This is a genomic window from Flavobacterium xinjiangense (assembly GCF_900142885.1).
In the GTDB taxonomy this organism is placed as follows: domain Bacteria; phylum Bacteroidota; class Bacteroidia; order Flavobacteriales; family Flavobacteriaceae; genus Flavobacterium; species Flavobacterium xinjiangense.
Window position 1 is genome coordinate 344,870 of the sequence record NZ_FRCL01000001.1, and the last position, 13,767, is coordinate 358,636.

Annotated in this window: 15 protein-coding genes; 12 read left to right on the plus strand and 3 right to left on the minus strand. The window is 32.6% G+C overall.

From position 1 onward, the window contains the following. Nucleotides 1-62: 62 nt before the first annotated feature. From BUC23_RS01520 to murI, 8 genes are all read left to right on the plus strand, one after another. Nucleotides 63-722 carry a CBS domain-containing protein gene (locus BUC23_RS01520; RefSeq protein WP_073204291.1) on the plus strand — a complete coding sequence of 220 codons (660 nt, stop codon included), beginning with the start codon at nt 63-65 and terminating at the stop codon, nt 720-722. Nucleotides 723-802: 80 nt separating this feature from the next. After that, complete coding sequence (locus BUC23_RS01525; protein WP_073204294.1) at nt 803-1,687, plus strand: NAD kinase; 885 nt, start codon at nt 803-805, stop codon at nt 1,685-1,687. Nucleotides 1,688-1,843: 156 nt separating this feature from the next. Further along, nucleotides 1,844-2,527: a type IX secretion system protein PorG gene (gene porG, locus BUC23_RS01530; RefSeq protein ID WP_073204296.1), complete on the plus strand. Its 684-nt coding sequence runs from the start codon at nt 1,844-1,846 to the stop codon at nt 2,525-2,527. A 4-nt stretch (nt 2,528-2,531) separates the two neighbouring features. Further along, the gene (locus tag BUC23_RS01535; protein WP_073204799.1) at nt 2,532-3,272 is read left to right on the plus strand and encodes an undecaprenyl pyrophosphate synthase; all 741 of its coding nucleotides are present in this window, start codon (nt 2,532-2,534) and stop codon (nt 3,270-3,272) included. Next, the gene (gene bamA, locus BUC23_RS01540; RefSeq protein WP_073204299.1) at nt 3,205-5,934 is read left to right on the plus strand and encodes an outer membrane protein assembly factor BamA; all 2,730 of its coding nucleotides are present in this window, start codon (nt 3,205-3,207) and stop codon (nt 5,932-5,934) included. Before BUC23_RS01535 ends, bamA begins: the two co-directional genes overlap by 68 nt. A 35-nt stretch (nt 5,935-5,969) precedes the next feature. After that, nucleotides 5,970-6,992 (plus strand): OmpH family outer membrane protein, encoded by a 1,023-nt coding sequence (locus BUC23_RS01545; protein WP_073204301.1) that lies wholly within the window; start codon nt 5,970-5,972, stop codon nt 6,990-6,992. A gap of 20 nt (nt 6,993-7,012) precedes the next feature. Further along, nucleotides 7,013-7,513, plus strand: coding sequence for an OmpH/Skp family outer membrane protein (locus BUC23_RS01550; RefSeq protein WP_073204304.1), 501 nt, complete (start codon nt 7,013-7,015; stop codon nt 7,511-7,513). A gap of 112 nt (nt 7,514-7,625) precedes the next feature. Further along, on the plus strand, nt 7,626-8,402 hold the full coding sequence (murI, locus tag BUC23_RS01555; protein WP_073204308.1) for a glutamate racemase: 777 nt from the start codon (nt 7,626-7,628) through the stop codon (nt 8,400-8,402). A gap of 13 nt (nt 8,403-8,415) precedes the next feature. Here murI and BUC23_RS01560 read toward each other — a convergent pair whose 3' ends face one another. Together BUC23_RS01560 and BUC23_RS01565 are read right to left on the minus strand one after the other, a co-directional pair. Then, nucleotides 8,416-8,928, minus strand: coding sequence for a gamma carbonic anhydrase family protein (locus tag BUC23_RS01560; protein WP_073204310.1), 513 nt, complete (start codon nt 8,926-8,928; stop codon nt 8,416-8,418). A gap of 15 nt (nt 8,929-8,943) precedes the next feature. Then, nucleotides 8,944-9,942: a PorP/SprF family type IX secretion system membrane protein gene (locus tag BUC23_RS01565; protein ID WP_073204313.1), complete on the minus strand. Its 999-nt coding sequence runs from the start codon at nt 9,940-9,942 to the stop codon at nt 8,944-8,946. A gap of 151 nt (nt 9,943-10,093) precedes the next feature. On the opposite strand from BUC23_RS01565, the gene BUC23_RS01570 reads away from it, so the two are divergent. The 4 genes from BUC23_RS01570 (at nt 10,094) to BUC23_RS01585 (ending at nt 13,022) form a co-directional block, all read left to right on the plus strand. Next, nucleotides 10,094-10,993, plus strand: coding sequence for a NifU family protein (locus BUC23_RS01570; RefSeq protein WP_073204316.1), 900 nt, complete (start codon nt 10,094-10,096; stop codon nt 10,991-10,993). Nucleotides 10,994-11,101: 108 nt separating this feature from the next. Beyond that, complete coding sequence (locus tag BUC23_RS01575) at nt 11,102-11,302, plus strand: dodecin family protein (protein WP_073204318.1); 201 nt, start codon at nt 11,102-11,104, stop codon at nt 11,300-11,302. Between the two features lie 214 nt (nt 11,303-11,516). Continuing rightward, entirely contained in the window at nt 11,517-12,113 is a 597-nt protein-coding gene (locus BUC23_RS01580) for a hypothetical protein (protein WP_073204322.1), read from the plus strand. Between the two features lie 81 nt (nt 12,114-12,194). Next, the gene (locus tag BUC23_RS01585; protein WP_073204801.1) at nt 12,195-13,022 is read left to right on the plus strand and encodes a mechanosensitive ion channel family protein; all 828 of its coding nucleotides are present in this window, start codon (nt 12,195-12,197) and stop codon (nt 13,020-13,022) included. A 10-nt stretch (nt 13,023-13,032) separates the two neighbouring features. Here the strand turns inward: BUC23_RS01585 and tsaB are convergent, their stop codons facing one another. Further along, complete coding sequence (tsaB, locus tag BUC23_RS01590; RefSeq protein ID WP_073204325.1) at nt 13,033-13,701, minus strand: tRNA (adenosine(37)-N6)-threonylcarbamoyltransferase complex dimerization subunit type 1 TsaB; 669 nt, start codon at nt 13,699-13,701, stop codon at nt 13,033-13,035. Nucleotides 13,702-13,767 lie beyond the last annotated feature (66 nt).

Genomic DNA, 13,767 nt, shown 5'->3' on the forward strand with positions numbered 1-13,767 from the left:
AGTAAAACCTAGGAGTTTTTGCTTATTTTTGATTATTTTGCATGAAATATTGAGATTGATTTATGACAGAAATTACAGAATATATTACTAATGATTTTAAAGCGATTGACAGCCAAGATACTATTGCGGATGTTCAAGACTTTTTTAATGATTTGCACTTTTCACATTTTCCTGTAATTGAAGAGGGTATTTATATTGGCAGTATCGCCGCAGATGATATTGTGACTTTTGAAAATAAGAAAAAAATAGCAGATTATAGATTTACTCTCGAGGGATTTTTTGTCAGAACGAATACCATCTGGCTGGATGTTTTAGAAATTTTCGCAAAGAACCATACTAACTTAGTCCCTGTTTTGGACGAAAACAATAAATATGTTGGCTATTATGAAATCGAAGACATCATGCGATTTTTTCATGAAACTCCATTTTTGAAAGAGCCAGGAGGAATTATTATTGTCAAAAAAGGAGTGTTAGATTACTCAATGGGGCAAATTACTCAAATAGTTGAAAGTAATAACGGGAAACTTTTAGGCTTGTTCATCTCTGAAGCAGACGTAGAAAGTGTTCAAGTTACTATGAAAATAACATTGGGCGCAATGAACGAAATCATCCAGACTTTCAGAAGGTATAATTATGAAATTATATCTGAGCATCAAGAAGACAATTACATCAACAACTTAAAAGAACGTTCTGATTATTTAGATAAATATCTTAATATCTAATTAAAAACAAATTGGAAAATGAGAAAATTAGGAGTTTAATTTTCTAATTGATACATTATCTAATTATCTAATTTAAATAAATGAAAGTAGCTATATACGGACAATATTACCAGAACAGCACCGAACCTATAATTAAAGACATCTTCGTTTTTTTTAATACCAATAAGGTAGAAATGGTTATTGATTCGGCATTTTTGAAAATACTTTACGAAAAAAAGATTGTTCAAAAAGAATACAAAACGTTTGAATCTCATACCGAATTAGATACTAGTTTTGACATGCTGATAAGCATTGGTGGGGACGGAACAATTTTAAGAGCTGCAACCTTAGTGCGAGATTCAGGAGTACCTATATTAGGTATTAATGCGGGCCGTTTAGGTTTTTTAGCAACCGTTCAAAAAGAAAATATTGCTGAGTTTATGCAATTTGTAATAGAAAAAAAATACACCCTTTCAAAAAGAACACTATTAAGTTTATCATGTTCCCCAAATAATGAATCTATTCAGGACATTAACTTTGCCATGAATGAAATCACTGTTAGTAGAAAAGATACCACCTCGATGATTACAATAGACACGTATCTTAATGACGAATTTTTAAATTCCTATTGGGCAGATGGTTTGATTATTTCCACCCCTACGGGTTCAACGGGATATTCTTTGAGTTGTGGTGGCCCCATACTCACTCCCGATGTAAAAAGTTTAGTTATCACACCTATCGCTCCTCATAATCTAAACGCGAGACCACTGGTTGTTCCAGACGAAACCGAAATCCGATTAAAAGTTACCGGTAGAGAGGAAAACTATCTCGTTTCCTTAGATTCCAGAATTACTTCTGTAAAAAATGAATCGATTCTGACGATTAAAAAAACTCCCTTTCAAATAAACATGGTGGAAATTCCTGAAGAAACATTTTTAAAAACGCTTCGCACCAAATTACTTTGGGGAGAAGACAAAAGGAATTAAAGCATTTATAACTAATACTATACGATTCAACCCCTTTTTTGCGTTTTCATTAAACAAATACCAAATTACACTTGTTTTTAGAAAAAACACACAATTAACTAAATAGGTATTGAATCATATTGATAATTATTATATTTGCACGCAATTTTCAATTAAATGAACCGTATTCTCAACTTTTTTCTATTCCTATTCCCTTTCATGGCAATACAAGCTCAAATTCATGAGATTGGTGTTTTTGTTGGCGGTAGTAACTTCATAGGCGATGTAGGTTCTACAACTTATATATCTCCAAATGAACCCGCAATTGGATTACTGTATAAATGGAATAAAAGTCCAAGACATTCCTATCGATTTTCCTACACACAATCAAAAATTACAGCAAACGATCTCAACTCTGAAGAAGCTGGTAGAAATCAACGAGGGTATCGTTTTGAAAACAGCATCAGAGAATTCTCTGCAGGTCTTGAATTTAATTTTTTTGATTTTAATTTGCATGAATTAAGAACCAAAATCACACCTTACGTCTACTCCGGTTTAAGTTATGTGCGATACGAAGGTTTATTTTTTGCAGACGGAAGAACTAGATCAGATACAAATCACGGAACTATCGCGATACCAATGATTTTGGGTGTAAAATCAAATATTACACCTAATTTCGTTTTAGGAATAGAAGTTGGAGCCAGATATACCTTCGCTGATGATATTGACGGAAGCAATCCAAAGAATGAAAATCTAAAATTTTTACAATTTGGTAACATAAATAATAATGATTGGTATGTTTTCTCCGGATTAACCTTAACTTATACTTTTGGTAACAAACCTTGCTATTGTGCAGATTAAAGAAATGGAAATATTAAATAAAATTGACGTAACTAACTTACCCAAACATTTAGCCATCATCATGGATGGTAATGGACGTTGGGCAAAACAACAAGGACTTTTGAGATCTTTGGGACATCAAAGTGGAACAAAATCAGTCAAAGTAATAATCGAAGCCAGTGCTAGATTAGGAATTGAATTTCTTACGCTATATGCTTTTTCGTCAGAAAACTGGAACAGACCAAAACTAGAGGTCGAAACATTAATGAAAGTTCTAATTAATTCATTAAAAAAAGAACTTGTAACACTGCAAAAAAATAACATCAAACTCAATGCTATCGGTAATTTGGAAAAATTACCAAAATCGGCTCAAAAGGAGCTTCTTGATGTAATAAATAAAACAAAAGACAACACTAAAATGACTCTAACCCTAGCTTTAAGCTACGGTTCTAGGGAAGAATTAGTCAGTGCTGTAAAAAACATTTGTAGTAAAGTTAAAAATAATATAATTTCAATAGACACTATTGATGATTCAATTATAAATGAGCATCTTTACACGCAAAATTTACCAGATGTAGATTTATTAATACGAACAAGTGGAGAACATAGAATAAGTAATTTTTTGCTATGGCAAATTGCCTATGCAGAATTGTATTTTACTGATATATTGTGGCCAGACTTTAAAGAACAAGATTTATATGAGGCTATTATTAGTTATCAAAAAAGAGAACGTAGATTTGGAAAAACAAGTGAACAAATTAAATAATTTTTTAGTGTTAAATCAAAAAATAGGAATAGCCCTTACCTTATTAATTTTTGGAAGTTTTACCCAAATTAAAGCTCAAGATCGAGTACCCTTTGACCAAGGAAAAAAATATATCCTAGCAGATGTTGCAGTTGTTGGCAAAATAAGTTTTAATAATCAAACAGTAATAACTTTTGCAGGACTCCAAAAAGGACAAGAAATAACGATTCCAGGTGAAGAAATAAGCGGTGCTATTAAAAAACTTGGAAAATTAGGTCTTTTTGATGAAATTTCGTTTTATGTAAATAAAATACAAAATGACAGTATTTATCTTGATTTAAACCTGGTAGAATTGCCTAAGTTAAACGAGGTGAAATTTGTAGGAATTAAGAAAAATAAAACTGAAGGCCTGATTAAAGACAACAGTCTTACAAAAGGCAAAGTAGTAAATGAAAATTTAATTACTACCACTAAAAACTACATCGAAAGTAAATACAAAAAAGAAGGTTATTACAATACTAAAGTAAATATTACTACTATTAAAGACACTTCAGCTGTAAATCAAGTAAACATGCTTGTTACAATTGATAAAGGAGATAAAGTAAAAATACAAAGTATTGATTTTGTTGGGAACGACAAATTATCTGATAAGACATTGCGAAATGCAATGAAAGATACAAAACAAAAAAACCCGTTACGTATTTTAAAAGCATCCAAATTTATACAGGCAAAATACAAAACCGACTTAGAAAAAGTAATAGCCGCTTACAAAGAAAAAGGATATCGTGATGCCCGAATACTTTCAGATTCTGTTACTTATAACAAGAATAAAAATGCGTTAGCAATTAAAATTAATGTTGAAGAGGGAAATAAATACTATTTTGGAAACATTAAATTTCTAGGAAATACTGTCTATTCAGATCAATTATTGGGTAGAATATTGGGAGTTAAAAAAGGAGAAACCTATAACGGAGTCTTACTTGAGAAACGTATTGCAGATAAATCTAAACCAGACGGTGAAGATATTACCAATTTATACCAAAATAACGGGTATTTGTTTTCTAATATCAATGCAGTAGAGGTAAAAACGGCAAACGATACTATCGATTTTGAAATTAGAGTTACTGAAGGTCCATTAGCTTATTTTAATAAAATTACGGTTGTAGGAAATGACAAGACAAATGACCGTGTAATTTATAGAGAATTAAGAACAAAACCAGGAGACAAATACAGCAAAGAAGAATTGGTAAGAACCATTCGTGAGATTGGACAATTAGGATTCTTTGATCCGGAAGCAATTGATCCTAAATTCAAAAATGTAGATTCAGGTGCTGGAACAGTTGATATTGAATATAACCTTGTCGAAAAGGGATCCAGCCAGATAGAACTTCAAGGAGGTTATGGTGGTGGTGGTTTCATAGGTACTTTAGGCTTGTCATTTAACAATTTCTCTGCGCGTAATCTTTTGAATAAAGAAGCGTACAAACCATTGCCAATGGGTGATGGACAGAAGGTATCCTTACGATTACAAGGAAGCACTTATTTTCAAACGTATAGTGTATCATTTTCTGAACCTTGGTTTGGACAAAAAAAACCGGTACAATTTAGCACCTCATTATCGTATAGTAAACAGTTTTTAAATAATTATGTCACACAAAGAGTTGATAAAACTAAAAGCTTTAATATATTAACCTTATCGGTAGGATTAGCAAAAAGGCTAACTGTGCCAGATGATTTCTTTGTATTGTCACAATCTGTAAGCTACCAACATTATGATTTGCATAATTATAATACAGGGTTATTTACTTTTGGAAACGGAACATCAAGAAATTTAGCTTATACGATTGGTTTAACAAGAAGTAATAAAGGAGTAAATCCTATATTCCCTACTTATGGATCAGAGTTTAGCATTTCTGCAAAAGTAACACCTCCTTATTCGTTATTAAATGGAACTGATTATGCTACATTAGGAGATAAAGAAGAGTATAAATTAAAAAATACTGTTGACAGATCAAATACACCAGATGCAAACGGAAATACGGTTAAAATTGGAGACTATGTTGATGCAGCCGGAAACAAAGTATTCAGCTACCAAGATGCAGCTGCAGATCCTGCATTAGTTGATCAAAAGAAATTTAATTGGTTAGAATATTACAAAATAAAGTTCAAAGCAGACTGGTACACAAAAATTTATGGTAAATTAGTACTTAGAACACTAACTGAATTTGGATTCCTTGGAGCATACAACCAAGACCGAGGCGTTGTGCCATTTGAACGATTTTATGTGGGTGGTGATGGATTAGCAAATTACTCGATGGATGGTAGAGAAACTATACAGTTAAGAGGCTATCCAAATAACTCTTTGACACCGGTAAACAGTGCAGGAGAGCAAATTGGAGCAACAGTATATAATAAATTTTCATTGGAAATGCGTTATCCTATTACATTGAAATCATCTGCATCTATTTATGCTTTGACTTTCTTGGAAGCGGGTTCTTCTTATAAAGATTTTAAAAGCTATAATCCGTTTGCATTAAGTCGTTCTGCTGGAGCTGGATTACGTGTATTTATGCCGGCGTTTGGATTATTAGGTATTGATTTTGGTTATGGCTTTGATGCTTTACCAGGAACATCAAAACCTAACGGATGGGAAACACACTTTATCATCGGACAACAATTTTAAAAAAATGACATAAAATTTTCTAATACTATACCGTTATGAGAAAACAATTTTTATTTCCATTTTTAGCCTTTATCGTACTAAGTACAATGAATGGGCAAACCAGAGGCACCAAAATAGGCTACATTGACATGGAGTACATTTTACAAAATGTTACCGACTATACTGAAGCCAAGAGTCAATTAGATCAAAAAGCCCAAAAATGGAAGCAGGAAATTGAGGTAAAAAAAATTGAGGTCAATAAACTTAAAGATGCTTTAAAAGCTGAAAAAGCTTTATTAACGAAACAACTAATCGATGAAAGAGAAACAGAGATCAAGTTTCTTGAAGGCGAAATAATAGATTATCAGCAAAAAAGATTTGGACCAAACGGTGATTTAATACAACAAAAATTAGTTTTGGCAAAGCCAATTCAAGACCAAGTATTTACTGCCATTCAAGACATAGCAGAAGCAAAGAAATATGATTTTATCTTTGACAAATCCTCTGATTTGACCATGCTTTTCACAGCAAAAAGATTTGACATTAGCGAACAGGTTTTACGCGTACTGAATCGTACTGAAAAAAGAGAACAGTTGACTAAAAAACAACTTAAAGATCAGGAAACGAAAGAAAGTAAAGAAGATGCGGTAGATGAAAATCCAGTTTTAGCGGATAGAAAAAAAGCATTAGACGATAAAAAAGCGGCAAGAGATCAGGTTATTGCTGATAGAAAATTGCTTCAGGAACAAAAGAAAAAAGAATTTGAGGATAGAAGAAATCAACTTCTATCCGAAAGAGAAGCTAAAAAAAATGGCACGGTTTCTGCCTCATCTAAATCAGAGGAAACAAAAACAACTGCAGTTGCAAATGACTCCGCTAAATTAGCTTCAAAAAAAGTTATTGAGGACACTAAAATCAAGCAAGCCGCAGACAGAGCCACAACTTTAGAAGAGCGTAAAAAAGTAATCGAAGATCGTAAAAAAGCTTTAGAAGAAAAAAAGAAAAAAATACTGGAAGAAAGAGAAGCGCTGAAAAAAGCCAAAGCTGAAAAATTAAAAGAAAATACAAACAAAAATTAATATTAAATATTTTAAAAACGATGAAACAAATTAAAACTTTACTAATTGCCGCTATACTATTCTTTGGCGCAAATCAAACAATTAATGCACAAGCAAAAACAGCACATGTTGATGTAAGTGAAATTATGGCAAAAATGCCAGCTATGATAGACGCTCAAAAACAATTGGAAAAATTGAGTGGTACTTATGATGCGAATTATAAAAAAATGGTTGAAGAATACCAAACAAAATTAAAAAAATACGATTCAGAATCAGCAACAGTAACTGAAGCAGTAAATGGAGAACGTTCAAAAGAAGTTCAAGATATGCAAAAAAGAATTGTTGATTTTAGAGACAATGCTCAAAAAGAATTGCAACAAAAAGAATCTGATATTGTAAAACCATTGATGGATAAAGTAAGATTGTCAATCCAAAAAGTAGGTAAAGCAAAAGGATTCCAATATGTATTAGATGGTTCTACACTTTTATTAGCTGACGGTCCAAACTTGACTGCTGATGTGAAAAAAGATTTAGGATTTTAAAAATCACACCATTTAGATTATAAAAACTGCTCACCCTATTTTTGGGAATGAGCAGTTTTTTTTTAAAAATATTTTTTAGGATATTTACATTCTAGCCCTTAACTTTGTTTCTATGCATAACGATCAACCTATAGGAATTTTCGACTCCGGCATTGGCGGAACCTCCATTTGGAAAGAAATACATCATTTACTTCCCAATGAAAAAACAATATACCTAGCCGACAGCAAAAATGCGCCTTATGGTCAGAAATCAAAAGAGGAGATTATCGCATTAAGCATAAAGAATACTGAATTATTGCTTAAGATGAACTGCAAATTGATAGTAGTGGCTTGCAACACCGCAACTACTAATGCTATTCGTGAATTACGCGAAAAGTATGACGTTCCTTTCATAGGCATCGAACCGGCCATAAAACCTGCTGCAACACATTCTAAGACACAAATCATAGGCATACTTGCTACACAAGGAACATTGAATAGCGAGCTTTTTAATAAAACTACAGAGAAATATCAAGATACCAAAATAATTGAACAAGTAGGTCATGGATTAGTGCAGCTGATTGAAAATGGCGATATCAATTCGCCAGAAATGACCCAATTACTTACCTCCTATCTCGCACCTATGATTGAGGCTAACATCGATTATCTGGTCTTGGGATGTAGTCATTATCCGTATTTGATTCCTCAAATAAAAAAGATACTGCCAGAACATATCCATATCATCGATTCAGGGGAAGCTGTTGCTAAACAAACGCAAAAAATATTACAAGAAAAAATAGGTTTCTCATCCGCTGAAAAAACTGAGCCCATTTTTTACACTAATACCGATTCAAAAGTATTATCTAAAATTCTAGAGAATAAATACACCGTCGAAAAAATTGATTTTTAAAAAATTCTTATTATTATTCCTTGAACCAACTGGAATACATCACGTAATTATTGGAAATACGTTCAATTTCCCCTGCAAAATCAGATTGGTCAATATCTTTCACCTTTTTGGCAGGAACACCAGCCCAAATCGATCCAGAACCTATAACTGTATTTTGGGTAATAACAGCTCCAGCTGCCACAATAGAATTACTTTCAATAATACAATTATCCATTACAATAGCTCCCATTCCAATCAATACATTGTCATGAACTGTGCAACCATGTACAATGGCATTATGACCAATTGAAACATTATTCCCTATTATTGTTGGATGCTTTTTATACGTACAATGAATAATAGCACCATCCTGAATATTAACTTTATTTCCTATTTTAATAAAGTTCACATCGCCTCTTATTACAGCATTAAACCATACACTACAAGAGGAACCAAAACTAACATCACCAACAATAGTAGCATTCTCGGCTACATAACAATCCTCCGGTATCGAAGGAGATTTTCCGTTTACAGACTTAATTAACATGGATATAAAGTAAAATTAATTTATTGCAGGACAATAGCATTCATATTTTTCAGGTTTGCAAAACAAATTGATTCCTAAAGTAATTTGGTGATAGCCACCATTATCAAATTTCATAGCTCCTGATACATGCGAATAAGTATAGGCGAACATGAAATTATTAAAATTAACCCCAACAATTGGAGTGAAATACTGAAGACGCTGCTTTGAAACTCCCGAACCATTCGTATATTCAGCACTATCAAAACTTCTACGATAAGACAAACCTCCCCATAGTTTTCCGAAATCAAAATTTTTATAGGCTTTCATATTAATGTCAATTGATTTCTCCTTAGTTTTTTCTACTAATTGGAATAAGATTGATGGCTCCCATAATATTCTATCCTGATCTCCAAAAACATAACCCGAACTAAATAAATATTTTCTCAAATTATCGCTTTCGTATTCTGTATAAATATCCCTTCTGGTTTCAATCGCATTCTTCACTGTTCCATGGACATAAAAATCTAAGTAATTGTAAGAAGCACCAAAATCAATGTTGAAATAAGAATCTTTTTGTACAATTGTGCCGTCAATAATGGGATCAAAATCACCAGACTGTCTAAACTCTGTTTCGTCTAATTGGCTCTGAATTAAACCTCCGCTAATCCCAAAAGACAATTGATTCAAATCAATTTCATCTCTAGAAAACATAAGATGATAAGCATATGTAAACTTTACCCCTTTCTGGGAATGATATCCATTTTTATCATTAAAAAGAATAATTCCAGCCCCTGCTTTTTCACCTACTCTTCCATTAAAGCTCAGTGTTTGAAGCTCCGGAGCATCTTCCTGGCCAAACCATTGTTTACGAGCAGTAAGCCTTATTTTAGCACAATTTGCAGCACCAGCCATTGATGGGTGAATCAAATAATAATTATCGGATAAATAATCGGAATAAACGGCAACTCCCTCTTGTGCAAAGGAACAGTGAGACATAAAAAAAAGAAAGGCTATGAGTCTAATTTTGTTATACATTGTAATACAATTATATAAGATGAGTGTGAAACCAAAAAATTTACAATAACCAGTTAGATAACTAAATTTTTGTTAATTTATTTTATTAATATTCAAATATAGCGATTCGTGGAAAATATCTTTACTAAATTTGTAGAAATTTACAAAGATCATGACAAAAATTAGTATAAAAGAAACACAAAACCCAACCATACTCAAATTTGAATTCCCAGATTTTATAACTCAAAACGAGAGCTTTGAATTCAAAAACATAGATGAAGCTAAAGCTTCTCCCCTTGCACAACAATTATTTTACCTGCCATTTGTAAAAACAATTTACATCTCGGGGAATTTTATGGCAATCGAGAAGTACAGTATTGTAGAATGGGACGATGTTAAGGATGCCGTTGCGGAACAAATAGAGATATTTGTAAGCAATGGTGGCACAATCATCAATATTGACGAAAATAAAACAAAAAAACAACCCGTAACTGTTTACGGAGAAACAACTCCTAATCCAGCAGCTTTAAAATTTGTGGTTAGCAAAATGTTAACAAAAAACGCTATTGAATTTAAGAATATTGATCAAACTGGCCCTTCGCCATTGGCAAAAGAATTATTCAAATTTCCTTACGTGAAAGAAGTTTTTATAGACGAAAACTATATCTCTGTCACTAAATATGAAATCAATGAATGGCAAGAAATAACTTTAGAATTAAGAAGTTTTATCAAACAGTACATTGAAAATGGCGGAACTGTTTTAGATGAAAATTTCATTCAAACGGTTACAGCAAAAGAAGATACCAAAGCAAAAGAATTTGATAATCTTGATGTGACTTCACAACAAATCATCAACATATTGGAGGAGTATGTAAAACCTGCCGTACAAGCTGACGGTGGAAATATCGCATTCGATTCCTATAACGAAACCGACAAAACCGTAAAAGTTATTTTGCAAGGTGCATGTAGTGGCTGCCCTTCATCTACATTTACCTTAAAAAGTGGTATAGAAAACATGCTAAAAAGCATGCTTAACGATAATAACATAAAGGTTGAAGCAGTAAACGCTTAAATCACAACTTACTGACAACGTTAATATTACATTAAAAAATACCTGATTTTAAATTAATCTTTAGAAAAATTTTGGTACATTTAATATCTAATTTAACACCTAGAAATTATGTCAGTATTAAAAGTAATTGAAGTACTTTCCAATTCAGAAATTAGTTGGGAAGACGCAGCTCGAAAAGGAGTTGCCAAGGCGGCTACATCGTTAAAAAACATACGATCTGCATATATTAAAGACCACAGTGCAGCCGTTAAAGATGGTAAGATTACAGAATATAGAGTAAATTTAAAATTAACATTCGAACTCGAATAGATTAATTTTAAGACAAAATTTAAGCGTTTCATTTGAAACGCTTTTTTTTATGTAAAAATAAATTCTCTTTTTTTTCAAAAAACTGATTTTATGCATGCCCACAACAAAACCTATTTAACGTCAAACACTGATTTTCAGCAAATTATTAACGATACATTAGAACAATCTTAGAAAAAATTGCTTAATATTGTAAGACTAATCAAATAAATATATCATGGGAGTATTATCATTTTTAAAGAATTTGTTTGGCTCAGCCAAAGAATCAGCCGGAGAATTGGTTGACAAAGCCGAAACAACTTTTGATCAGGCAAAAGAGAAAGCAGCACCTTATATTGAAAAAGCAGAGACTTTTACAGAGGAAACGTTTGATAAAGCAAAAGAAACCGCAACACCTTATTTTGAAAAAGCAGAATCATTTACTCATGATACAATAGAAAAAGTAAAAGAAACAGCGGCACCACTTATAGAGAACGCAGAAGAATATGCTAACAAAGCAAAGGAAGTAGTAAGCGAATATTCTGATAAAGCAGAAGATGCTTTTGCAAAAATGACAGGAAGTTCAAAAGCAACTGCTGAAGTAGTAGAAGAAAAAGTCGAAGATGCAGTAGATAAGTCTAAAACGGCTGTTGCAGAAACTGCTGAAGTTGCAAAAGACAAAGTTGAAGATATAGTAGATGAATCTAAGACAATTGCGTCAGAAACCGCTGAAACTATTTCTGAAAAAACAAGCGAATTTGCCAATGATGCCGATTCAGAAGCTACAGAAATAGCCAAAAAAACCATAAATAAAATAGAAGAAGACGCAGATTAGGTTATAAAAAAATAATTAATTTGTATTTTTGCGCTTCAAACTTAACCTTCTCCTATGAGAAGGTTTTTTATTATTAAAAAAATGAACTTAGATCCTAATCAACTTACTGATTACGCCAGCACTTTTGTTAAAGTATTAATTGATTATTCCCCTAAATTAATATCTGCATTTCTTATTCTGTTTGCAGGACTTTACACTATTCGGCTTATCAATAGATTCATTAGAAGCATGATGGTAAAAAGGGATCTGGACCCAACGCTGACTAAGTTTCTTTCGGATATTCTCCTCTGGGTTTTAAGGGTTTTATTATTTGTAACCTTTATTTCCAATCTGGGAATAGAAACCTCTTCGTTTGTCGCTATTCTCGGCGCAATGGGACTTGCTGTAGGTTTATCACTTCAAGGTTCATTATCCAATTTTGCAGGCGGAATGCTAATTATTCTGTTTAAACCATTCAAAGTTGGCCATACAATTGAAGCGCAAGGAGTTGTTGGAACAGTAAGCGAAATTCAAATATTTGTCACCAAATTAATCAATGCCAACAACCAAACAATTTTTGTTCCAAACGGATCTTTATCAAACGGCACTATCATAAATTACTCCTTACAAGGATTCAGAAGAGCTGATTTAACAATTGCCATTTCCTATGATACTGACATTAAAAAAGCAAAAAACATCATTACCGACGTTTTAAACAGCAATCCAAAGATACTTAAAACACCTGTTGCTGAAGTTTCCGTAAAAAACTTAACGGATAACGCAATCCAACTTGCGGTCAGACCTTGGGCAAATAATGAAGATTTTGCCGCCGTTTTCTCTGAGACTCTGGAGAGCTGCAAACTAGCATTTGATGCGGCAGGAATTGTTGTTCAACCTTATGTTAGAGAATCATCCAAGGTTAATTCTTAATTTTAATATCTTATTTTTTCGAAGTAGTAATCATAAAATCTTTTAAATAATAAGGCTCAAAATAAGCAACATCTACAGTGTCGCCTTTTTTGAATTTTTCAAAACTCAGCAAACTCATTTCTTTTGCAGATGGATATTTGATTTCCTCTAAAAAAATAAAGTTTTCTTTAGTCAAAACCGCTTTGCATTTCTCTGAACAATCACCCACAAAATAAATTGTTTCCTCTAATTCACTAAATGAATCTTCCGTGATTATTTCAGCCAAAATTGATCGTTTACTTTCTAAATTTGGAGTGAATATGGCGCTGTAGACTTCCATTCTTCTGGCATCAATCATTGGAATAATTAACCCATTTGAAACACTTACTCGCGAAGCTAACGTTTTCAATGTATCAACAGCAATTAAAGGAATACCCAAAGCATAACTCAGGCCTTTAGCTGCAGAAACGCCTATGCGCAATCCAGTATAAGAACCTGGACCTTGACTTACTGCGATAGCTGATAAATCATTGACTGTAATTCCTGCTTCTGCTATGATTTCTTCAATAAAAACATGCAATCGTTCGGCATGGGAATACCCTTCTTCAGCAATTTCTTTGCATAGGATTGTTTTTCCTTCTTTTGCAAGAGCAACAGAACAGTTTTTAGTTGCAGTTTCGATGTTTAGAATGTATTCCAATTTTATTTTAGATTTAGGATTTTAGATTCGTGAATCATAAAATCATAATTATTATTTTTCTATTTT

What these genes read in the sequence shown, in the direction of transcription:
- porG (WP_073204296.1), top strand. Translation starts at nt 1,844, where the DNA reads ATGAACCGTATTCTCAACTTTTTTCTATTCCTATTCCCTTTCATGGCA.
- BUC23_RS01560 (WP_073204310.1), bottom strand. Translation starts at nt 8,928, where the DNA reads ATGTTAATTAAGTCTGTAAACGGAAAATCTCCTTCGATACCGGAGGAT.
- BUC23_RS01570 (WP_073204316.1), top strand. Translation starts at nt 10,094, where the DNA reads ATGACAAAAATTAGTATAAAAGAAACACAAAACCCAACCATACTCAAA.
- BUC23_RS01565 (WP_073204313.1), bottom strand. Translation starts at nt 9,942, where the DNA reads ATGTATAACAAAATTAGACTCATAGCCTTTCTTTTTTTTATGTCTCAC.
- BUC23_RS01535 (WP_073204799.1), top strand. Translation starts at nt 2,532, where the DNA reads ATGGAAATATTAAATAAAATTGACGTAACTAACTTACCCAAACATTTA.
- BUC23_RS01525 (WP_073204294.1), top strand. Translation starts at nt 803, where the DNA reads ATGAAAGTAGCTATATACGGACAATATTACCAGAACAGCACCGAACCT.
- BUC23_RS01520 (WP_073204291.1), top strand. Translation starts at nt 63, where the DNA reads ATGACAGAAATTACAGAATATATTACTAATGATTTTAAAGCGATTGAC.
- BUC23_RS01545 (WP_073204301.1), top strand. Translation starts at nt 5,970, where the DNA reads ATGAGAAAACAATTTTTATTTCCATTTTTAGCCTTTATCGTACTAAGT.
- BUC23_RS01550 (WP_073204304.1), top strand. Translation starts at nt 7,013, where the DNA reads ATGAAACAAATTAAAACTTTACTAATTGCCGCTATACTATTCTTTGGC.
- BUC23_RS01575 (WP_073204318.1), top strand. Translation starts at nt 11,102, where the DNA reads ATGTCAGTATTAAAAGTAATTGAAGTACTTTCCAATTCAGAAATTAGT.
- murI (WP_073204308.1), top strand. Translation starts at nt 7,626, where the DNA reads ATGCATAACGATCAACCTATAGGAATTTTCGACTCCGGCATTGGCGGA.
- BUC23_RS01585 (WP_073204801.1), top strand. Translation starts at nt 12,195, where the DNA reads ATGAACTTAGATCCTAATCAACTTACTGATTACGCCAGCACTTTTGTT.
- bamA (WP_073204299.1), top strand. Translation starts at nt 3,205, where the DNA reads ATGAGGCTATTATTAGTTATCAAAAAAGAGAACGTAGATTTGGAAAAA.
- BUC23_RS01580 (WP_073204322.1), top strand. Translation starts at nt 11,517, where the DNA reads ATGGGAGTATTATCATTTTTAAAGAATTTGTTTGGCTCAGCCAAAGAA.